This is a genomic window from Agromyces sp. NPDC058104 (genome assembly GCF_042884835.1).
Taxonomy (GTDB): domain Bacteria; phylum Actinomycetota; class Actinomycetes; order Actinomycetales; family Microbacteriaceae; genus Agromyces.
On record NZ_JBHVTD010000002.1, the window covers coordinates 176,170 to 195,188 of the forward strand.

The 19,019-nt window shown below is 68.5% G+C and carries 24 protein-coding genes and 2 tRNA genes; 9 read left to right on the top strand and 17 right to left on the bottom strand.

Translation table 11 applies throughout. The annotated features are described in order from the left end of the window. Positions 1-82: 82 nt before the first annotated feature. The 6 genes from serS (at position 83) to ACFVTH_RS08625 (ending at position 5,347) form a co-directional block, all read left to right on the top strand. A complete protein-coding gene (gene serS, locus ACFVTH_RS08600) occupies positions 83-1,351 on the top strand; it encodes a serine--tRNA ligase (RefSeq protein WP_387089216.1) in 1,269 nt (422 codons plus the stop codon). Further along, on the top strand, positions 1,348-2,181 hold the full coding sequence (locus tag ACFVTH_RS08605; RefSeq protein WP_387089219.1) for an HAD family hydrolase: 834 nt from the start codon (positions 1,348-1,350) through the stop codon (positions 2,179-2,181). The genes serS and ACFVTH_RS08605 overlap by 4 nt, the downstream gene beginning before the upstream one ends. Before the next feature lie 63 nt (positions 2,182-2,244). Continuing rightward, positions 2,245-3,621 carry an LCP family protein gene (locus tag ACFVTH_RS08610; RefSeq protein WP_387089221.1) on the top strand — a complete coding sequence of 459 codons (1,377 nt, stop codon included), beginning with the start codon at positions 2,245-2,247 and terminating at the stop codon, positions 3,619-3,621. A gap of 125 nt (positions 3,622-3,746) precedes the next feature. After that, positions 3,747-3,831: transfer RNA gene (locus ACFVTH_RS08615), tRNA-Ser, on the top strand. Positions 3,832-3,859: 28 nt separating this feature from the next. Next, the gene (locus tag ACFVTH_RS08620; protein WP_387089224.1) at positions 3,860-5,170 is read left to right on the top strand and encodes an LCP family protein; all 1,311 of its coding nucleotides are present in this window, start codon (positions 3,860-3,862) and stop codon (positions 5,168-5,170) included. A gap of 88 nt (positions 5,171-5,258) precedes the next feature. Further along, positions 5,259-5,347, top strand: a tRNA-Ser gene (locus tag ACFVTH_RS08625). A gap of 124 nt (positions 5,348-5,471) precedes the next feature. Here ACFVTH_RS08625 and ACFVTH_RS08630 read toward each other — a convergent pair. The 9 genes from ACFVTH_RS08630 to ACFVTH_RS08670 form a co-directional block, all read right to left on the bottom strand. Beyond that, entirely contained in the window at positions 5,472-5,906 is a 435-nt protein-coding gene (locus ACFVTH_RS08630; RefSeq protein ID WP_387089226.1) for a hypothetical protein, read from the bottom strand. A gap of 179 nt (positions 5,907-6,085) precedes the next feature. Beyond that, positions 6,086-7,231: a hypothetical protein gene (locus ACFVTH_RS08635; RefSeq protein ID WP_387089229.1), complete on the bottom strand. Its 1,146-nt coding sequence runs from the start codon at positions 7,229-7,231 to the stop codon at positions 6,086-6,088. Positions 7,232-7,240: 9 nt separating this feature from the next. Beyond that, on the bottom strand, positions 7,241-7,621 hold the full coding sequence (locus ACFVTH_RS08640; protein ID WP_387089231.1) for a capsid cement protein: 381 nt from the start codon (positions 7,619-7,621) through the stop codon (positions 7,241-7,243). Further along, positions 7,621-8,670: a hypothetical protein gene (locus tag ACFVTH_RS08645; RefSeq protein WP_387089234.1), complete on the bottom strand. Its 1,050-nt coding sequence runs from the start codon at positions 8,668-8,670 to the stop codon at positions 7,621-7,623. The genes ACFVTH_RS08640 and ACFVTH_RS08645 overlap by 1 nt, the downstream gene beginning before the upstream one ends. Before the next feature lie 34 nt (positions 8,671-8,704). After that, entirely contained in the window at positions 8,705-8,965 is a 261-nt protein-coding gene (locus ACFVTH_RS08650) for a hypothetical protein (RefSeq protein WP_387089236.1), read from the bottom strand. 41 nt (positions 8,966-9,006) lie between these two features. Continuing rightward, on the bottom strand, positions 9,007-10,476 hold the full coding sequence (locus ACFVTH_RS08655; protein ID WP_387089239.1) for a hypothetical protein: 1,470 nt from the start codon (positions 10,474-10,476) through the stop codon (positions 9,007-9,009). A gap of 33 nt (positions 10,477-10,509) precedes the next feature. Further along, entirely contained in the window at positions 10,510-12,309 is a 1,800-nt protein-coding gene (locus tag ACFVTH_RS08660) for a hypothetical protein (protein WP_387089242.1), read from the bottom strand. Then, positions 12,306-12,854, bottom strand: a complete 549-nt coding sequence (locus ACFVTH_RS08665) for a hypothetical protein (RefSeq protein WP_387089245.1) — start codon at positions 12,852-12,854, stop codon at positions 12,306-12,308. Before ACFVTH_RS08665 ends, ACFVTH_RS08660 begins: the two co-directional genes overlap by 4 nt. 58 nt (positions 12,855-12,912) lie before the next feature. Further along, positions 12,913-14,331, bottom strand: coding sequence for a DNA sulfur modification protein DndB (locus tag ACFVTH_RS08670; protein ID WP_387089248.1), 1,419 nt, complete (start codon positions 14,329-14,331; stop codon positions 12,913-12,915). A gap of 127 nt (positions 14,332-14,458) precedes the next feature. On the opposite strand from ACFVTH_RS08670, the gene ACFVTH_RS08675 reads away from it, so the two are divergent. Continuing rightward, entirely contained in the window at positions 14,459-14,659 is a 201-nt protein-coding gene (locus tag ACFVTH_RS08675; RefSeq protein ID WP_387089251.1) for a hypothetical protein, read from the top strand. Between the two features lie 43 nt (positions 14,660-14,702). Here the strand turns inward: ACFVTH_RS08675 and ACFVTH_RS08680 are convergent, their stop codons facing one another. The 8 genes from ACFVTH_RS08680 to ACFVTH_RS08715 form a co-directional block, all read right to left on the bottom strand. Next, positions 14,703-14,948, bottom strand: a complete 246-nt coding sequence (locus tag ACFVTH_RS08680; RefSeq protein WP_387089254.1) for a hypothetical protein — start codon at positions 14,946-14,948, stop codon at positions 14,703-14,705. Next, positions 14,945-15,151 (bottom strand): hypothetical protein, encoded by a 207-nt coding sequence (locus ACFVTH_RS08685; RefSeq protein WP_387089257.1) that lies wholly within the window; start codon positions 15,149-15,151, stop codon positions 14,945-14,947. The genes ACFVTH_RS08680 and ACFVTH_RS08685 overlap by 4 nt, the downstream gene beginning before the upstream one ends. After that, entirely contained in the window at positions 15,144-15,509 is a 366-nt protein-coding gene (locus tag ACFVTH_RS08690) for a hypothetical protein (protein ID WP_387089260.1), read from the bottom strand. Before ACFVTH_RS08690 ends, ACFVTH_RS08685 begins: the two co-directional genes overlap by 8 nt. Before the next feature lie 38 nt (positions 15,510-15,547). Continuing rightward, positions 15,548-16,321, bottom strand: coding sequence for a hypothetical protein (locus ACFVTH_RS08695; RefSeq protein ID WP_387089263.1), 774 nt, complete (start codon positions 16,319-16,321; stop codon positions 15,548-15,550). Positions 16,322-16,336: 15 nt separating this feature from the next. Then, the gene (locus ACFVTH_RS08700) at positions 16,337-16,624 is read right to left on the bottom strand and encodes a hypothetical protein (protein WP_387089266.1); all 288 of its coding nucleotides are present in this window, start codon (positions 16,622-16,624) and stop codon (positions 16,337-16,339) included. Next, positions 16,621-16,884, bottom strand: a complete 264-nt coding sequence (locus tag ACFVTH_RS08705) for a glutaredoxin domain-containing protein (RefSeq protein WP_387091811.1) — start codon at positions 16,882-16,884, stop codon at positions 16,621-16,623. Before ACFVTH_RS08705 ends, ACFVTH_RS08700 begins: the two co-directional genes overlap by 4 nt. Before the next feature lie 173 nt (positions 16,885-17,057). Next, complete coding sequence (locus ACFVTH_RS08710; RefSeq protein WP_387089269.1) at positions 17,058-17,348, bottom strand: hypothetical protein; 291 nt, start codon at positions 17,346-17,348, stop codon at positions 17,058-17,060. Further along, complete coding sequence (locus ACFVTH_RS08715; RefSeq protein ID WP_387089272.1) at positions 17,345-17,635, bottom strand: hypothetical protein; 291 nt, start codon at positions 17,633-17,635, stop codon at positions 17,345-17,347. The genes ACFVTH_RS08710 and ACFVTH_RS08715 overlap by 4 nt, the downstream gene beginning before the upstream one ends. Before the next feature lie 207 nt (positions 17,636-17,842). Between ACFVTH_RS08715 and ACFVTH_RS08720 the strand changes: the two genes are divergently transcribed. Next, entirely contained in the window at positions 17,843-18,136 is a 294-nt protein-coding gene (locus tag ACFVTH_RS08720) for a hypothetical protein (RefSeq protein ID WP_387089275.1), read from the top strand. Between the two features lie 641 nt (positions 18,137-18,777). Further along, a complete protein-coding gene (locus ACFVTH_RS08725; RefSeq protein ID WP_387089278.1) occupies positions 18,778-18,987 on the top strand; it encodes a helix-turn-helix domain-containing protein in 210 nt (69 codons plus the stop codon). Positions 18,988-19,019 lie beyond the last annotated feature (32 nt).

Sequence of the window (19,019 nt, forward strand, 5' to 3'; positions counted from 1 at the left end):
TATTGCATCCGCCCGTGAACTCGGCGAACGGGCGCATCCCGCCCATGAAGGGTGTCGGATGCCCCGGGCTAGACTTGCTCGGGTGATCGATCCCGTACTGCTCCGCGAGAACCCCGACCTGATCAAGCGTTCGCAGGAGCTCCGCGGCGAGTCCTCGGAGCTCGTCGACGAGGCGGTGGCCGCCGACTCCGCACGCCGCACCGCGATCACCGTCTTTGAGGCGCTCCGCGCCGAGCAGAACGCCTTCGGCAAGCAGGTGGCGCAGGCGCCGAAGGACGCGAAGGCCGCACTCGTCGCGCAGGCGCAGGAGCTCGCGGGCCGGGTCAAGGCCGCGAACCAGGCCGTGAGCGACGCCGAGGCCGCCTTCACGCTCGCCGTGCAGAAGCTCGGCAACGTCGTCATCGACGGCGTGCCCGCCGGCGGTGAAGACGACTACATCGTGCTCCGCGAGGTCGGCGAGATCCCCGCGTTCGCGTTCGAGCCGCGCGACCATCTCGAGATCGGCGAGCTCCTCGACGCGATCGACATGCAGCGCGGCGCGAAGGTGTCGGGCGCGCGCTTCCACTACCTCAAGGGCGTCGGCGCCCGCCTCGAGCTCGCCCTCATGAACATGGGCCTCGACCGCGCGATTGCCGCGGGCTTCACCCCGCTCATCACGCCGACGCTCGTGCGGCCCGAGATCATGAACGGCACCGGCTTCCTCGGCGCGCACGCCGACGAGGTCTACTACCTGCCCGAACAAGAGCTGTACCTCACCGGCACGAGCGAGGTCGCGCTCGCCGGGTACCACGCCGACGAGATCATCGACGTGTCGAACGGGCCCATCCGCTACGCCGGCTGGTCGACCTGCTACCGCAGCGAGGCCGGCTCGCACGGCAAGGACACGCGCGGCATCATCCGCGTGCACCAGTTCAACAAGCTCGAGATGTTCACGTACATCGACCCGGCCGACGCCGAGGCCGAGCACGAGCGCCTGCTCGCCTGGCAGGAGGGCATGCTGCAAGACCTGGGGCTGAGCTACCGCGTCATCGACACCGCGGCCGGCGACCTCGGTTCGAGCGCGGCGCGCAAGTACGACGTCGAGGCGTGGGTGCCGACGCAGGGCGCCTACCGCGAGCTCACCTCGACCTCGAACTGCACGACGTTCCAGGCGCGCCGGCTCGACATCCGCCACCGCACCGCGACCGGGAAGACCGCGCCCGTCGCGACGCTCAACGGCACCCTCGCGACGACGCGCTGGCTCGTCGCGATCCTCGAGACGCACCAGCAGGCCGACGGCTCGGTGATCGTGCCCGAGGCGCTGCGCGGCTACCTCGGCGGACTCGAGCGACTCGAGCCCGTCGCCCGATGAGCATCGAGCGGACGCCCGAGGCCGACGTCGCGACGGAGGCCTGGTTCGTCGCGCTCGACGTCGACGGCACGATCATGCACGAAGACGGCACGATCGACGACGCCGTCGCCGAGTCGGTCGCCCGCGCCGTCGCGCGCGGTCACCTCGTCACGCTCGCGACCGGCCGCTCCTGGTCGACGACGCGGCCGGTCATCGACGCGCTCGGCCTCGCCCCCGAGTACGTGGTGTGCGCGAACGGCGCCATCACGATGCGCCGCGACGACACCGCGCCCGACGGGTACGTGCGCGAGCACGTCGAGACCTTCGACCCCACGGCGGTGCTCGAGCGCATCCGCACCTTCCTGCCTTCGGGCAAGTTCATGGTCGAGCTCGCCGACGGCTACCGCCTCTACACCGAGGGCATGACCGAGTGGAACCTCGAGAACGCCCGCGAGGTCGTCTTCGACGAGCTGCTCGACCAGCGCGCCACCCGCGTCGTCGTGACGAGCCTCGAGCACGGCCTCGACGAGTTCTTCGGCATCGTCGACCAGATGGGCCTCCATCACGTGAGCTACGCGATCGGCTGGACGGCCTGGCTCGACATCGCCCCCGACGGCGTCAACAAGGCGACGGCGCTCGAACGGGTGCGCGGATGGCTCGGCGTCGACGCCGCCCGGGTCTTCGCCGCCGGCGACGGCCGCAACGACCTCGAGATGTTCGCCTGGGCGGGGTCCGCCGGGCGCGCCGTCGCCATGGGGCAGGCCCCTGACGAGGTGCGCGCCGCGGCCGGGGAGGTGACCGGCACGGTCGGCGAGGCCGGTCTCGCCACCGCGCTCGACTCGCTGCCGTAGCCCGCGGAATCGCACCCTGACCGGGCCGCACGACTAGAATCGACGGGTCGGGAGGGGACGACGTTGGAGCGAGAGGACGCCGGATCCGGCGACGGCGCGGGTGGCGCGCCGATCGGCGAGCCCGCGGGCACGTACGACGAGGCGCAGGAGGCGCACGAGGCGAACCAGGGCGAGCACGACCAGGCGCACGACGACGTGGCGCCGGTCGCGACGCGTCACGGCCGCCTGCCCCGGCACTCGGGGCCGCGCACCGCGGTGAAGCTCGTGGCATCCACCGCCGCCGTGCTGCTCGTGAGCGCGGGCGCCGTCGGCGCCTACGCGGCGGCCGATCTCGTCGGCTCGGTCGGTACCGGCGTGACGCTCGCGAACGAGGAGATCCTCGAGGGGGTGCCCGACATCGGCGCGATGGACGGCGGGCTCAGCTTCCTGCTCGTCGGCAGCGACAAGCGGCCGGCCGACGGGTCGTTCGGCGACCCCGAGGTGGACTCGGGCGTGCTCAACGACGTCAACATGCTGCTGCACATCTCGCAGGACCACTCGCACGTCGAGGTCGTCAGCTTCCCGCGCGACATGATGGTCGCGGTGCCCGAGTGCCCCGACCCGGTCGACCCGGCCTCCGGCCCGCTCTCGGCGATGTCCGAGGTGCCGCTCAACAGCGTGCTGGGCCATGGAGGCCTGGGCTGCGTCGTGATGACGATCGAGCAGCTCACCGGCACGAAGATCCCCGTCGGCGGGGTCGTGGAGTTCAAGGGCGTCGCGGCGCTGTCGTCGGCGGTCGGCGGCGTCGAGGTCTGCCTCGTCGACCCGATCGACGACGAGGACTCGGGCCTGCACCTGCCCGCGGGCCGGAGCACCATCGAGGGGTACGACGCGCTCGCGTTCCTGCGCACGCGTCACTCCGTCGGCGACGGCAGCGACCTCGCCAGGATCGCGAGCCAGCAGGCCTTCCTGGCGTCACTCGCGCGCACCCTCCAGTCGAGCGGCACGCTCAGCGACCCGGTGAAGCTCTATTCCATCGCCAAGGCGGTGCTCTCGAACATGGAGCTCTCGAACTACCTGCAGAACCCGACGGTGCTCATGTCGATCGCGCGCACCCTCCAGGACGTCGACCTCTCGAAGATCGCGTTCATCCAGTACCCGACCGCCGAGTACGGCGACGGCCAGCACGTGGTCCCCGCCGACTCCGCGGAGGCCGTCAATCTCGCGCTCCAGGAGGACCGCCCGGTCGTCCTCGATCCGACCGCGAACGACAACTCGGAGTTCGGCACCGCCGCCGCCGATCCCGCGGCCGGGCCCGCCGAGGCGCCCGCCGCAGAGGAGGCGCCGGCGGCGACCGAGCCCCCGGCCACGGCGTCGGCACCGCCTGCCGAGCAGCTGCCGCCCGACGTCACGGGACTCACCGGCGACGAGGTGCGCTGCGCCACGTCGAACGACGGCTGACCGGGGCATCCGACCGCGCTTCAGCGCTCTTTCAGGAGCGCCTGCGAGGCTGAGCGGAACGCGATTCGGCTAGAATCGGGGCCTGCCTGTACGACGAACCCCTCGACGGGGCGTCGCGCGGGCGAGGAGGGCTGTCCGAGCGGCCGATGGAGCTGGTCTTGAAAACCAGTGGGCAGAAATGTCTCGTGGGTTCGAATCCCACGCCCTCCGCGCGACCACCAGACACGAGAGGATCCCGGTGAACGAAGCGTTGCGACCCAGCTCGCGGCGCGCCGCGAAGAACCCCGCGGTGGCGCAGCACGGCAGGCTCCGCAAGCGGTCGGTCGGTCGCACCCTCGCGAAGGTGGCCGGCATCGGCCTCTCGGTCGTCCTCGTCTCGGGCGGCGCGGTCGCCGCGTACGCCGCATGGGACCTCGCGAACACCCTGAAGCCCACCGTCTCGCTCGGCAATGAAGACGTGCTCGAGGGCGTGCCCGACGTCGGCGCGATGGAGGGCGGCGTGAACGTGCTGCTCGTCGGCAGCGACAGCCGCGAGGGCCAGGGCGACGGCTTCGGCGATCCCGACGAAGAGACCGCCGTGCTCAACGACGTCACGATGCTCATGCACATCTCGCAGGACCACTCGCACGTCGAGGTCATCAGCTTCCCGCGCGACATGTTCGTCGACGTGCCCGCGTGCACCGACCCCGAGGACCCGTCTGGCGAGCCGCTCTACGAGCAGTACGGCGTGAAGATCAACTCGGTGCTCGACTACGGCGGGCTCGGCTGCGTCGTGAAGACGGTCGAGCAGCTCACCGGCGTGACCATCCCGTTCGCCGGCACGGTGCAGTTCCTCGGCGTCGCGGCGATGAGCGAAGCCGTCGGCGGCGTCTCGGTCTGCGTCGCCGAGCCCATCGAAGACGAGCACACCGACCTCTACCTCGACGCAGGCATGCACGAGCTCAAGGGCCTCGAAGCGCTCCAGTTCCTGCGCACGCGGCACGGCGTCGGCGACGGCTCCGACCTCGGGCGCATCTCGAACCAGCAGGTCTTCATGTCGGCGCTCGCCCGCAAGCTGCAAGACGGAGGAACCCTCGGCGACCCCGTCGCGCTGTACTCGATCGCCAAGGCCGCGCTCGCGAACATGGAGCTGTCGAGCTCGCTCGCGAACCCGACCACCATGGTGTCGATCGCGAAGGCCATGAAAGACATCGACCTCGCCAAGATCGCGTTCATCCAGTACCCGACCGGCACCACCGACGGCGGCGTGATCCCGAGCGACTCGGCCGAGATCGTCAACCTCGCGCTGCAGAACGACACCCCGGTGGTCTTCGACCCGACCGCCGACGAGGCCTCGTTCGCGTCGGCGGGCGACCCCACGGCCGTGCCGGCCGAGGGCGAGGCCGCACCCGCCGAGGAGGCTCCGGCCGAAGAGGCACCGGCCGAAGAGGCTCCGGCCGAGGGCACGGCGACGCCCGCGCCCACGACCGAGGCGCTGCCGATGGATGTCACGGGCCAGACCGCGGCCGAGACGCGCTGCTCGGCCGGGCGGACCCTCGACGACCAGTAGTCCCGCAGGCGGCCCTCACGCCTCGAATCGTGATTCGGGGGATCGTCGGGTTATGATGACAGTCGCGTGTGCGCGTGCGCACCCGCAAGGAGACGTCGCATAGTCCGGTCGAGTGCACCACCCTGCTAAGGTGGAGTCCCCGTAAGGGGACCGCGGGTTCAAATCCCGCCGTCTCCGCTCGAAACGCCTGATCAGAGCCCGAATCCGCAGCAATCGGATTCGGGCTCTGTCTCGTCCTGGCGAGCCTCGGATGACTGGCGGATGCCAAGCCCGCACTGCGCGAGGCTGTGCGAGGCTGCGATTAGACCCAGTTCTCGGGGTCGAAGACCGACTCGCGGAACGCGGATCGCGAGCCCGTGGGCACGATCACGAACGCGTCTTCGGTGAGTCGCGCCTGCTCCTCGAGCGCTTCGGCCTCCTTGACGAACGACTCGGCGATCGCGAGCAGCTGCGTCCCGCGGCGGGTCGTGTCGACGGAGAGGTGGAGGTCGCGCACCGTCTGCCCCTCGAACGCCTGCTCGGCGGCGAGGCGGCGGTACGCGTGCCCGGCGGCGCGCAGGATCGAGCCGTCGGCGACCGCGAGCATCGACGCGAGGTCGGCGTCGCTGAAGTAGCCGTAGGAGACTTGGCCGGCCACCACGGGATCGAGGGGCACGTGCTCGGTGTCGCCGATCTCGTACCTCAGCTTGCCGACGTCGCTGGCGCCGTCGATGGGATCTGCGCCGGGGTGTTCCATCTCGCTCTCCAATCGGTAGCGCCCCCTCGGGGAGGCCGAATCACCCGAGGGGGCGCTCCGCGCGGCGTGAGGAGGCCACGTGCCCGAGCATACAGCCAGCACTCAGGCAACGCTCAGGAAATGCCGGAGCCCCCAACCGCCGGTTGGCGATCGGGGGCTCCGCGGGGGAGGGGCTACTCTCAGGCCGCGTTGGTGCCGTTCGAGTAGATGATGCCGGCGTTGTCGACCACGCCGCCGTCGACGACGTACCGGGTCTTCGCCTCGTACGTCTCGTTGGTGAACTGGCCGTCCAGCACGGGGATGTCGCCGCCGTTCGGGTAGATGAACCCGCCGGTCGACTTGATCCAGAACGAGGGGTCTTCCTCGCCGGCCGCCTTCACCCGCACGAGCCCCTTGCGGCGCCCGTCGATCGGGATCAGGAACCAGTACTTGTCGGAGCCCGAGAACGCCGTCTTGAGCCACGAGAAGCCCACGACGTCGAGATCGGCGCCGAGGTCGACCTGCTGCTGAAGCTGGACGCCGCCCGACGAGCCGGGGACGTAGGTCAGCGACATGCCGGTGAGGGCCTGCTTGATCATCGGCACGAGGGCCGGGTTGACCACGAGGGCGAACTTGGTGAAGTTCACCTGCTTGCCGTTCACGACGTGCGTGTTGGCCTGGGCGATCGCGTCGGCGAGCGCCTGGACGGCGGTCGTCGGCGTGAGGGCCGGGTTGGTGGTCGCGCCGGAGACGGCGACGTGGCCGGTCGTGCCGAGCACGCCCGTGTTGATGCCGCTCGAGGTGAGCAGCAGCTTCACGGCGGCGACCTCGTCCGAGTCCTCCGCGCGCGAGGCGAACTCCTCGAACGCCTCCTTGATGAGGTCGACTCGGGCACCGCGGGAGTTGTAGATCGTCTCCCACTGGATGTCGAGGCCGAGCTCGCGGACGCTCGTGCGCAGGAACTTGTTGCTGCCCGCGAACGAGAGCTTCGGAGCGGGCTGCTCCGGGAGCTTCTTCGGCAGGCCGCCGATGAAGCGCTCGCCGTTGTTCTCGTCCGGGATCTCGCCCGCGATGCGGAAGTCCCAGTACTCGACGTTCTGGTTCACGCGGTCGATGATCTGCGTCTTGGTGAACCGGTGGCTCACGGGCGCGCGCTTCTCCCAGTCCGCCAGGAAGTCGGCCTCGAGGGTCGGCTGAAGCTGGATCGGGAGGTCGCTGTAGGCCAGCGCCTCTGCGAACTGACGCTGCGCGCGGCGGTTGCCGTCGAGCGCGTCGTAGTAGAGCTCGCCCGCCTCGCACTGGCGCTTGGTGAGCGTCTGCTCTTCGGGGGTGATGATGTCGAACATCTGCGCTCCTTAGGCGGCGGCCGCGAGGCCGAGGGACGGGGTGACGAGGAACCAGAGGCGGGAGCCCGCGGCGGTCTTCGCCCGCGTGGCGATGCCCACCTGCCGGTTGGTGCCGGCGGTCAGCGTGATGACGTTCGCCGAGGTGATGTACACCTTGGCGCCGACGGCGCACGTGCCGGCGATGCCATCGACGCCGACCTCGGCGAGGATGCCGAGCGTCGCGTGGTAGCCGGCGCCCTCGTCGTCGGGCACGGGCTCCGACTTCACCACGCCCACGAGGTCGCCGACCGTCAGGAACTCGCGCACGAGCGCGGCCTGCGGCACCGACACCGGGATGTTGAAGATCGGGTCGAGGTTGTTGGTCTTGATGGTGGCTGCGCGGGTACCCATCAGCGGGCCGCCTTTCCGTGGTGGGCCTCGCGGCGCACCCGCAGGCGCTCCGCGTAGTCGGTGTCGCCGCCGCTGCCGGGCTGGAGCGGGCCGGCGTTGATGACCGACTCGCTCTGGACGGCGGTGCCGCCGCCCTGCGGAGTGGTCGGGATGGCGCCGTTCTGGGGCACGAAGCCCTCGCGAACGGACTCCACGAACTGCTTCTGAGCGGCGATCGCGTCCTCCGCCTTGGTGCCCGCCCGAACCGCCTCGTAGGCGACCGTGCGAGCAGCCTTCGGCAGGCCGGACTCGGCGACGAGCTCGAGGCCCGCCACCATCTCATCGCCCTCGGGGGCAGCGGGAGTGTTCGACGCCTGGATGGACTCGGCGAACGTCGCGAGCTCGGCCTTGACCGTCTCGGCGACCAGCGCCTTCATCTCCTCGGGGGTCATGTCACTTCCTTCTGATTCGAGGGGGGTTGCGGAGGATTCCGCCGCCCGGCCGGTAGCCGGGTCGTTCGAGATGAGTCGCCGAAGCGACTCAGAGACGCGCTTCACGATGGCGCCACCGGCACCCGGGATCGCGACGACGTCGATGGAGTTGAGGGGGTGCGACTCGAAGCCGGTGACGATCTCGCCCGTGAAGTCGCCCACGGTGCCGATGATGTAGTTCGACATCGCGTAGATCGACATGCCGATCTGACCGTGGAACTGCTGGAGGTATTCGCGGTCGGCTGCGTTGAACTCGAAGTCGGCGTAGAGCGCCTGCTCGCCCGCCTCCCACGACGCGACGCTGACCTGCTTCGCAGCCATCGCCTCGCCGCGGCGGACGCCGGGCACCTCCCACTCCTCCGTCCAAGTCGGGTGGTTCCAGTACGACGACCCGTCGATGGGGGCGAGGATGTCCTTGTCGCGCTCCAGCACCTCGGGCGGGTAGAACGTATCGCCCGACAGGTTCATGCCGGCCTCGATGATCCGGCACCGATAGACAGGCCCGATCGCATCGGGATAGGTGCTCAGCGCCTCCCGAACCATGCCGCGGTTTCCGCCGCGCACCTGCTTCGTGGTCATGCGGGAAACCGTACAGCCAACTTTCAGCGAACGCTCAGACTCGCCGCGCCCGCTCGAGATCTCGTTGGTAGACGCTCCAGACGACGACCGCTGCGAGGTGGCGGTCGGGGAAGTAGCCGATGAGGTCGCGGTCTTCGCTGCGCGGCGCCCAGGTGACCGCGCGGAAGAGCTCGCGCTTGCCGTACTCGCCGAGTCCGATCGTCACGAGCCGGATGATCGCGATCTTGCGCTCGCCGTCGAACATGATCCACTCGCCACGGCGGACGCTTCGGAGATCGGGGCGCCAGTATCGCATCAGTTCGAACATACATTCGAATGGTGCGATCGGCGATACGGCTACTCGCCCTTGTCGCGCGCCTCGTTGTCGCCGTCGCTCGTCTTGCCGACCTTGAGCTCGTCGTCGCCCTGCTTGTTGACGCCGCCGGCCTTCTCATCATCCTTCGCGGGGTCGGGCTTGTTCAGCTTCGCCGTCTTCTCGTTGTTCGGGATGAGCACGCCCTGGGGTGCCTTCGAGCCCTCCTCCGTCGGGATGCGCAGGCGTGCGGCGACGGGATTGCGGATCTCCTCGGGCTCGAAGAGGCCGGTGCCCCAGGCGGCGATCATCATCTGCGCCTCGCGGAAGGGCGACTCGTCGTCGATCTCCGGCCAGACGATCTCGAGCTTCGGCGCGCCGAGCAGCTTGCCGATCTGCCGGAAGAATCGATCGGCAGCCTCGCGCCGCGAGCGCACCCACGCCTTCACCATCGGGTCGAGTTGCTTCGCTGCGGCGTTGCCCGACTTGCCGAGCACGTCGTCGAGCACCATGTTCGCGCCGACGGCGGCCGCGGCCGCGAGCGGTTCGCCGTTCTCGAAGGAGACGTCGGAGTTGCCCCGCTGCGCCTCCATGTAGCCGTTCACCGAGCCGGCGGTGCCGCCGATCTCCGTGCTGCCTGCGACGACGGCGGCCTGCTTCTTGGCCTGATCGGCGGTCGACGCCTTGAACTGCCACGCGAGCAGCGCGAGCGCTTCCGCGAACTTCGCCTGGTTCGCGAGGTAGGAGTCGTACTTGTCGACCCACCGCAGCGACGCGAGGAGATCGGGGACGCCGAGCGGCCAGCCCGTCTGCGAGTTCACCCGCCAGTTGACCGCGATCCACTCCTTGTCGATCGGAATCCGCTTGCCCGGCGACTCTTCGATGTAGTCGGGCCCGAGGCCGGCCACGGGCGTCTCGGGGGTCGTGTAGTAGACGTCGATCGTCTCGCCGTGCGGCTTCGCGACGGTGCGCTTCGTGTACGTGCGGCGCACGTACCAGACGAGCTCGGGGTCATCGCCATCGATCCACGGGACGCCGACCTGCTCGAACGGCACGCGGATGATGCGCTTCGTGCGCGTGTTGACGAGGAAGATCGCGTTGCCGTCGGTGCCGTGGGCCCGGTTGATCTCCTCGAGCGCCGTCGCCGAGAAGAGCCGGGTGATGTTGTGGTCGTCGAGGAACGCGCGCTTGCCGTTGCCCAGACGGTTGAAGCCGATGCCGGCGCCGTAGGCGTAGAAGCCCTGGAGGTCGCTGATCCGCTTCAGGATCGAGTCGGCGGTGACGTACGGGCGCAGCTGCTCGGACGCCTTGCGCAGCGTCGCGATGTCGAGGCCGGTCGCCGAACCGGTCACGCCGCCGACGCGATTCCATCCGCGAGCGTCGATCATCGCCGCGACCTTGGCGAGCGTCTCCTCCTGGCGCGAGATGGTGTGCGCCTGCTCGCCGAGGAGGTCGCGCAGCTGCTCGTACGTTGGCGCACCTACCGCGCGCACGACCTCACTCCCGACTGACATGGGTTCAGGGTAGCCGTAGCATTCAGCGAACGCTCAGGAAGCGTTCAGGGTGTAGGCCATCTGCCAGTCGTCGTAGAAGCCGCTCTCCATGCCCCGCTCGACGACGTCGTTGGGGTCGGTGTGCACGGTATCGCCGTCCTGCGGCCCGTCGAGGTGTCGGAGATCGGCCGCGGCGTACCACGCGGCGTCGGCGGCATCCGGCGACTTCACGCCGCGCTTCTTCATCTCGCGCTTCGACTCGATCTTCATCGCGCCGTGCGGGTCGATGAATTCGTACGTGATGTCGCCAAGCTGCTGCACGAGCACCTTGTCGAGGCGGTCGATGTCGATGAGCCCGGCCTGCATCCGCTTCGCGAGGTGGTCGAACTGGTAGTCGCGGTTCCGGTGCCATGCGCGGCTGTCCGGGGTCGGGCCGCCCGACTGCATCTCGATGACGCGGTAGTGCCCCCATGCGAGCTTCTTGAGGCCGTCGATGAAGCCGACGCCGAGGCCGCCGGAGTCGACGCGCACCTCGGAGGCGCCGAGGTTCAGGGCGTGCTGATGCACGAGCGTCGCCTGCCCGACCTGCTTCTCACCTTCGGCCGAGATCGTGTCGACGAGCGGCACGCCGCGCCAGCGGTCGACGAGTCGGAGCTTGCCACCGATCTCGTTGCTCAGTCGGAGCGGGGCGGCCGTCTCGTCGTCGAGCTCGTAGAGCTCGCCCTGCGTGAAGGAGTAGAGGTAGCTCCAGTCGCCGTTGATCGAGCGCGCCACGTCCATGCCGAGCCAGACGGTCGTGCCCTCGCCCTCGGTGAAGACCTTCGCGTCGAAGCCCTTGCCGAGGATGTCGTCGGTGAAGAGGTTGTTGCCCTCGTCGTAGGCGAACTCGCCGAGCACGCGCGCCTTGTAGCGGCTCGAGTCTTCGCCGTACTCGGCCTTCTTCTCGACGACGTACGAGAGGTCGGTCAGGTTCTCGAGCGCTTCGGCCGGCATCCCGAGCCCGCGCGGCATGCCGCGGTGGCGCTCGCACTTGCAGATGCCGCCGCCGTGGAAGTTGGGCGAGTCGAGCACGGAGATGTGGTGGAGGCTCCACACGTCCTGGAGCGTCGCGGTCTTCTCCTCGCCCGTCTCCTCGTCCGTGAAGGTGCGGGGCGTGTCGTCGAGGAAGATCTCGCCGAACCGCGAGCGCGGGTTGGTCGGGTTCCCGATGAGCAGACGCCGGCTCTTCGCGTTCGACGTGATGTTCGAGAGGTCGTCGATCATGTTGCCGAGCAGGCCGCACGCCTCGTCGCCGATCGCGAGCACGTAGCCGTCGTGGATGCCCTGGAACGAGTCTTCCTTGTTGTCCGGGGGCTTGCGGCCGTGGCCGATCAGGTTGCCGAGATCGTCCTTCCACTTGTTGTCCCCCGTGATGCGCCCTGGCAACGGGTGATCGGGCATGTCCGTCTCTTCGCCGTTCTCGACGGCGCGCAGGTACTCGGCGTACCGCTTGTGGCTGAGCGACCAGAACTTGCGGATCTCGCGCCAGAGGATCGCGCCGACCTGATCGGCCGACGGCGCCGTGCTCGCCACGAACACGCGCTGGATCGGGTGCGTGTCGATCCACCAACAGACGAGGAACGCCGCGATGAAGCTCTTGCCAACGCCGTGGCCGGCGCGCACCGCGATCGACTTCTTGTCGCCGCACGCGAGATCCATCGCGATGTCGACCTGCTTCTCCCAGATGTCGACGCCGAGCACGTCTTTGCCCCAGAGTACGGGGTCGGTCTTGTAGCGCTCGCGACGCAGTGTCTTCTCGAACTCCTCCTGGACGTCCGGGAGGAGCCGCGAGAGGTAGTTCGGGTCGTCGATCACAGCGGAGTCTCGACGGGGACGCGGCCTTCGATCATCTTCACGGCGTGCGGCATCGCAACGGGCAGGATCTCGGCCATCTCGGCGCTGAAGTCGATCTCGGGGTGTCGCTTGGAGAGCTCGAGGCCGACGCGCTCGTACATGAGCATGATCGCTTCGAGCATGAGACGGGCCTGCGATCGATTGATCTCTCGCATCGCGCGTGCGATGTCGACTTTGTCCGTCTCGAGCACCTTGAGGATCGTCTGGAGCACCTGACGGAGCGGGGTCGCGGCGTCGAGCGTGTTGCCCGACTCGGCGATCTTCATCAGCCGATCCTTCAAGTCCATGAGGTCGTCGATGAGCAGGAGCTTCCGCTGCGCCTGCGAGAGCCAGTCGCGCGAGTCCAAGATCTCGAGCACGCGCGCCGCGGCCGCGGCCGGCGTGAGCGTGTTCCCGACGATGCTGGAGAGCTCGGTGGGGCTCTTGCCGCTCGACGCACCGCGCAGCAGCATGCGGTCGATCTTGCCGACCGCGCGCGTGTGATCGTACTGCTGCGGGGTACCCATGATCCTCACAGCGTACGTTCAGGAACGGACGCTGTGCACGGAATGCGGGCCGCGCGCCCTACTGCGTCAAGAGGCGATACGTCATCGAATCGCGCTCGAGGGGAGCATGCTCTTCGATCTCAATGTCTTCGTCAATTGGCCTTGGCTTTGGCGCTGCAACTAGGAACTCTGGGCGCTCGATTGCCCATTTCACGAGTGTGTCTTTGACCCCTCGCAAGTCCTGCCGCCTGCTGCGTGGAGAGTACGTGCCGTCGTCCCAGAACCCCGGCATGTAGTCCAACCAAATCGAGCCCGGATAGACCGGGCCCTCCATGTGTGGAGCGAGGAGCGCGTAGAACGCTTCGACTTCCGCGGGCTGCCAATGAGCGCCCTCGGGGAGGTCATGGCCGATGGCTTTCTCGGTGCTTCCGGTCATCAGATCGTGGCCCACTGCGGCGAGGATGCGGAGCATGAGCACGGAGCCGAGCAGGCTCGAACGACGGAGCTCGTCAGGCGAGAGGGTGCCGTTCTGCACTGCCTGGAGGTCGGGGAAGGCGTCGACTGCGCGATCGAGGAATGCTCGTGCATTGTCAGCGATGTCACGCTCCTTGAGGGTTACCTCTTGGATCTTCGACACGCGCCCGTCGAGGCCCACTGTCACGCAGCGGATGATCTCGACGACGTGCTTGGCGCCGAGCAGGAAGGGTGAACCGCGGCCCAAGCGATCGCCCTCGAGGTCGAGCCGGCCGACGAGCAGCGGGTGGTCGTTGACGAGCGGGTAGGCGCGGTTGACGACCTTGCGCGAGTCGAATCGAGAGCGCACAGAGGCGGTGATTCCAAGCTGGTTGTCCGCGATGTCGAAGAACATCTGGCGGTAGGCCATGGGGTCATCTTCGATGAAGATCTGGAGTGCGACGTGGTCGTTGGCGAGCGTCGCCATGCGCTTCTTGAGCTTCGCGATCGTCGCCCGAGCATCCTCCTCGGCCCTGCCGCCTGGATCCTGGCGCCTCGCCGCGGCGAGGTGGTTCTGCGCCTTGTCGATGTCGTCGGCGAGCGACTTCATCGCCATGTTGATGCCCAAGATGCGGTGCTGGCCGTCGAGGATGTTGATGTCCATGAGCGAGCGCAATGGGTACCGCAAGATGCCGAAGGTTGTGCCCTCGACCTCTGTCAACACCTCGAAGTCGAAGATGTCCGGGGCGCGCATGATGAGGCCCGGAACGACCCAATCTTCATGCTGACGTATGTATTGCCCGAACTCGAGCGCGTGCTTTGGGCGGATGGCCCGGTTGCCCTCGGTGGGCTTGTCCGGGTCGGGCGGCATGATGCTGGCGATCACGCTTTCGAGCGAGAGGTCGAGCGAATAGACGGTGCGACCGCCCTGGCGGAAGCGCGTCGCTGCGAATCGCGGACGCGAATCGTTGCCCGGCACCTCGGGAATCACAATCCCAGCCTCGGCCATGCTGGTGTCCCTTCGACGGTTGTGGATGTCGTGCAAAGAACCACAGTAGAGCACAGCGAATTACAGCGCCAAAGAGACGAATTAAGAAGATCCCGAATGTCCCCCGCCCGGCCTATGCTGTGGAACAAACGCCACGGGGGCGGGACGGTAACGAAGGGGTGCCATGAACACTTACATCCACGACGCCGAAGGTGCGCGGCGGTTCGCCGTGCAGACGAACGCGAAGCTGCCCGAGTCGATCTTCTTGAGCGGGCCGCGAGGCTTCTGCGTCGAGTTCGACCTCGAGACGCTGCACACTATCGTCGCGCGCGAGTACGAGGCCATGATCGCGCGCCGGGCGATCACCGTGCGCGCGGCAGCATAGAGGCCCGCCACGATGGGCGGGCCCCTGTCCCCCTTTTGGGGGATTAGTGACTAACTGGCGCGACGCCGGGCACCGGATCCGGGTAGTAGACCCAGTCGTAGCGCCCCTCGTCTTCCTGCTTCTGGTTCAGCTTCACCGCGAGACGCGAGACGTCGGGGTACGCGCCGATGGAGCCAACTGCGGGGGAGAGTGCGCGCCGAGGCGACCCGCCAGGATCCACCCAGTCGCCCGACTCTGTACGGTTTCGGACGTGGTGCGACGCGCGCAGCTTGTAGGCGGGCCGCGTCACTGCACCACCTGGAAGCTCGGCGGGGGCGGCACGTCCCGCGCCGGCACGATAATGATCGTGCCGGCGGGGACGGTGACCTCTTCGGGCGCGACCGTCACCCAGAACGGCTGCCCCGGCTCGTTGCCGGTGGCTCGACCGATGTGGATGCGGCCGCGCTCGTCGAGGCGGGCAAGGCGAGCACGAGACTGGATGCGGTCAGCCATCGGTACCTCCGGGGAGCGGGTGCAGCGCCATGACCTCGGCCATGCTCTTCGAGCGCGCCTCGGTCACCATCTGAGAGATGGGATCCATCTCGTCGACGATGTCCGGGTGGAACTCGAGGCGCGAGACGCCGTCGCCGACCAGAAGGAATCCGGGGGCGAAGCGCGCGAGGCCGAGGCCGGACTGCTGCGTGACCGCGAGCGCGTACCCGAAGGGGTGCAGCGCGTATCGGTTCACGTGGTAGAGCAGGCCCGAGTCGACGAGGTCGCCGAGCACGAGCATCTGCTCGCCCTCGGACTCGCGCACCCGCTGCACGGCGGCAAGGCGCTGCTCGACGGTCGGTGCCGCCGGGTTCGTCATGCTCGCCTTGAGAGAGGCGAGCGGAAGCTCGCCGCGCATCAGGCAGCCGACTCCTGGGCCTGCTCGAGCTCGATCGCGGCGACCCAGGCGCGGGACATCTCGATCAGCCGCTCGAGGTGCGCGACGAGGTCGGCCGACTCCTCGGCCGCCGCGACCGCGCCGAACTCGACGCGCAGCAGGTCGAAGCGCGTGAGCGCGCCCTCGGCCTCGTGCTGGACGGCGATGTGCGCCGCGATGTCGCCGCTGATCCGCTGCGAGGCGTCGACGGCGGTGCCGTTGGGCAGGCCCGCGAGGGCGGTCGGCGTGGGCGTGCCGACGACCTCGACCGCCTCGGCGAGCAGCTGGAGGCCGTCGTCGCCGATCTCGGGCGCGGTGCCGTCGGCGTACTCGACGCGGGCGGCGTCGACCGGCTCGCCGACGCCCAGCGCCTCGGCGAGCGCGGCGTTCGCGGCCCCCACCTCGGGGTCGACCTCGATGGCGTGCGGCACGCCGGTCAGGATCTCGTCGAGGTCGCTGAAGTGCGCGTGGATCGCGTCGAGCACCGCCTGCGGGGCCTCCTGCTCGACGGCGAGGTTCAGGGCCTCGTTGCGGAGCCGCTCGGCGAACTCCTCGAGCTCCGTGCCGTCGTAGCCGTCCGCCGCGGCCTTCACGAGCCGGGCGTCGTACCCGGCGAAGAACTCGGCGGGGTTCTCGATGTTCGGCTCGTCGGCGCGGGCGGCGTCCCCGAGGTCGATCGGCTCGCCACCGAGCGCGGCGTGGTCGATCCCCTCGGTGGCGGCGGCGGACTCGGTGGGGTTGGTGCTCTTGCTCATGTGGATCTCCTCTGTTCAGGCCGCGATGTCGGCGGCGTCGGCCGCTGCTCGGTCGAGCAGACGGAGTTCGGCGAGCGCATCGGCGGCGATGCGCAGGAGGGGGATGCGACGCGAGGCGCGGCGCTCGGCGAGCATGGCGGCGTCGCCGGGGAGACGGAACCGTTCGGCCGGCACCGTGTCGGCGGCAGCCGCGATCTCCATCAGCAGGTCGATCGTCTGCTCGTCGGGGGCGTCGTAGAGCGCGAAGCGCTCGTCGGCGATCAGGGCCGCGGCCGCGGCGTCGGGGGAACTGGTCGTGCTCATGCTGCTGCTGCCTTCCGAACAGTGTTCGTGAGTTCGTCGATGAGGTCGGGACGGAAGCCCGCCCAGTGTCGGGTGAGGCCGTCGGCGTCGCGGACGACGACGACGGGCGCCGAGAGGTAGCCGAGGGTCTTCACGAACTCCAAGGCGGTCGGGTCGGTGACGAGGTCGCGCTCGGCGTACTCGAGGCCGGCGGCGTCGAGGCGGCGCTTGGTGAGGTCGCACTGCGAACAGGTGCCTTTCGGCTTGACGAAAACGACGATGTCGGCCTCGCCCGGATTAGCCGCTATTCCGGGCGCGTCGTCGACGAGCTCGAGCGGCTTGGTGGGCGGTTCGGCCGCCTCGGGGAGGGCATGCGCGGGCTCGCGGCGGATGCCCGCGGCGATGTCGCGGTCGGCGTCGTCGATGCCGGCCTGGATCAGGTCGTCGAAGTCGCTCATGCGCCGCCCACTCCTTCGTTGTCGGCCCGACGTGCTCGCGAGAGGCGCGCGCTGAGCGAGCCGCCCTCGTGGCCGGCCGGGGTGTCGTTCGTCGTCTGCGCCCGCTCGCGCTCCTGGAGCACGTCGATCGCGGCCACGAGGTCGACGACGTCCTGCTTCGCCGTCGCGATCCCCGTCTCGGTTCGCTGGACGTGCCCGACTGCCGTCTCGTGCTCCTCTTCCCACTCGACGACGGCCTTCTTGCGCTTCTCGAGCTCGCGGCGCAGGTAGTCGAGCGCCGCGCTCATGCCGCGACCTCGTCGGGCCCGGCCTGCGCGAGGCTCTCGAGGTAGTCGTTCGTCGCCCGGCGCTCGAGCTCCGCGGCGTGCTGCCGCGCGTAGGCCCGGACGCCGACGCCTGCCGCCATGATCCGCGCCGCCTTCCGCCGCGCGCGCCGGCCCGCCTGCTCGGCCTCGCGGCGCGCCTGCCGTGGCGAGTGCATCGCCTCGGTGGCCTTCACCGGGATCTCGTCGTAGGTCGGTGCGACGTCCATGCGCTGCTCGCGGTCACCCGCCCGCTTCACGTACCTCTGCATCGCCTGCTCCTCTCGTGCTCGCGGCGGGCCTGGATGCCGCCGATACCGTCCACGCTACCGGGGTAAATGGGTAAACGCACGGAATAGAGGGGTCAATCGAAAATCTGGCCTGATCTGCTGTTTCCTGCCGCATTTCACTGTGATTTCTTGCGATCCACCGCGTTCTGGGGGCTTGCCTTCGGCGCGTCGTGCCCCCACAATGCCCGCATGGCTGGTGCAATCATCCTCGCGCTCTCGATCATCGTCCTGGTGGGCCTCATCGGCTTCGGCGTCGCCCTCGGCATCACCCGCGGCGAGCCCTCCAAGCGCGAACGCCGTGCCATCGAAGCGGCCGGCGTCGCCGCCCGTCGAGTCGCCAACCTCCTCGGCGTCTCCGAGGCCGAGGCTCGCGGCATGCTCGTCGACGAGGTCCAGCGCGAAGACCGCATCTCCGGCAACGCCCGCGAGGCATCGCAGGTCGACTGGGACGAGCTCGCCACTCGGCTGATCGCCGCCAACTGATCCACGGCGAGAACGTGCACGGCTAAACGACGTCATTGGAGCTTCCCCGCGCAGTGGGCAGGTAGCGCCCCTCTCTCAGCCCGCACCCGGTGTTCTCTCGAATTCTTTCCGGCAAACATTCAGCCGGCATTCGTCGCTCGGCGATGTGCAACGGATCGGGGGCACCCGTACCCCGGGGGAGGGGGTGGGGTGCATGCCAATTTTCGATCGAGCATGCCCCTATGTGCACCCCTGTGCATAGCCCTGTGCATAGCGGCTCGTCTGTGTGCACATCTGAGCATATCTAGTGACCGGGTAAGTAATTCAGGAAATCCGCGAGATCATGCGGATCTGTTGATTTGGGGCAGGCCCGCACCCTCTGCCCCTGTACTTATGCACTTATCTGATAATCCACTAATCATCGCTATACATAGGGGGATACACTAGTACCGGTACAGCATCCGCCTATTCATTGGCCTCTGTCCTGCTACCTCTGTCCCGTATCGGGTATCGAGCACAATTGATCGGCTGACAATCTGATTGTCAATGCGACATATTGCCCTGTACCAATGTCCGCTTGATAACCCGATTGTCAGGGTTCCCGGTTCCTGCCATGCACCCGCCTACCGACGTGCCGCGTATCGCGGTGTACCGTGGCGATCGTGACCAATCACAGCGACGACATCGAGCGCGCCGGGGCTCGCCGTGTCGAGGCTGAGCGGGTGCTTGCCCAGGCGACTGATGATCTGCGGGCGGCCGTGCTGGCAGCTGTGGCGGACGGTGTGCCCGTGGCGCGGGCGGCCCGCATGGGGCAGGTGTCGCGCGTATCCGTGCACCGCTGGATAGCCGAATCTGAATCGGCAGAAAAGTAATTCGCGTTTCTGACTTGTAATCTGGTTTACAT

Excerpts from the sequence above, each read along its gene's own strand:
- ACFVTH_RS08695 (WP_387089263.1), bottom strand. The coding sequence starts at position 16,321 with ATGAGCAAGAGCACCAACCCCACCGAGTCCGCCGCCGCCACCGAGGGG.
- ACFVTH_RS08710 (WP_387089269.1), bottom strand. The coding sequence starts at position 17,348 with ATGAGCGCGGCGCTCGACTACCTGCGCCGCGAGCTCGAGAAGCGCAAG.
- ACFVTH_RS08665 (WP_387089245.1), bottom strand. The coding sequence starts at position 12,854 with ATGGGTACCCCGCAGCAGTACGATCACACGCGCGCGGTCGGCAAGATC.
- ACFVTH_RS08715 (WP_387089272.1), bottom strand. The coding sequence starts at position 17,635 with ATGCAGAGGTACGTGAAGCGGGCGGGTGACCGCGAGCAGCGCATGGAC.
- ACFVTH_RS08635 (WP_387089229.1), bottom strand. The coding sequence starts at position 7,231 with ATGTTCGACATCATCACCCCCGAAGAGCAGACGCTCACCAAGCGCCAG.
- ACFVTH_RS08655 (WP_387089239.1), bottom strand. The coding sequence starts at position 10,476 with ATGTCAGTCGGGAGTGAGGTCGTGCGCGCGGTAGGTGCGCCAACGTAC.
- ACFVTH_RS08675 (WP_387089251.1), top strand. The coding sequence starts at position 14,459 with ATGAACACTTACATCCACGACGCCGAAGGTGCGCGGCGGTTCGCCGTG.
- ACFVTH_RS08605 (WP_387089219.1), top strand. The coding sequence starts at position 1,348 with ATGAGCATCGAGCGGACGCCCGAGGCCGACGTCGCGACGGAGGCCTGG.
- ACFVTH_RS08640 (WP_387089231.1), bottom strand. The coding sequence starts at position 7,621 with ATGGGTACCCGCGCAGCCACCATCAAGACCAACAACCTCGACCCGATC.
- ACFVTH_RS08720 (WP_387089275.1), top strand. The coding sequence starts at position 17,843 with ATGGCTGGTGCAATCATCCTCGCGCTCTCGATCATCGTCCTGGTGGGC.
- ACFVTH_RS08700 (WP_387089266.1), bottom strand. The coding sequence starts at position 16,624 with ATGAGCACGACCAGTTCCCCCGACGCCGCGGCCGCGGCCCTGATCGCC.
- ACFVTH_RS08630 (WP_387089226.1), bottom strand. The coding sequence starts at position 5,906 with ATGGAACACCCCGGCGCAGATCCCATCGACGGCGCCAGCGACGTCGGC.
- ACFVTH_RS08645 (WP_387089234.1), bottom strand. The coding sequence starts at position 8,670 with ATGACCACGAAGCAGGTGCGCGGCGGAAACCGCGGCATGGTTCGGGAG.
- ACFVTH_RS08690 (WP_387089260.1), bottom strand. The coding sequence starts at position 15,509 with ATGACGAACCCGGCGGCACCGACCGTCGAGCAGCGCCTTGCCGCCGTG.
- ACFVTH_RS08650 (WP_387089236.1), bottom strand. The coding sequence starts at position 8,965 with ATGCGATACTGGCGCCCCGATCTCCGAAGCGTCCGCCGTGGCGAGTGG.
- ACFVTH_RS08685 (WP_387089257.1), bottom strand. The coding sequence starts at position 15,151 with ATGGCTGACCGCATCCAGTCTCGTGCTCGCCTTGCCCGCCTCGACGAG.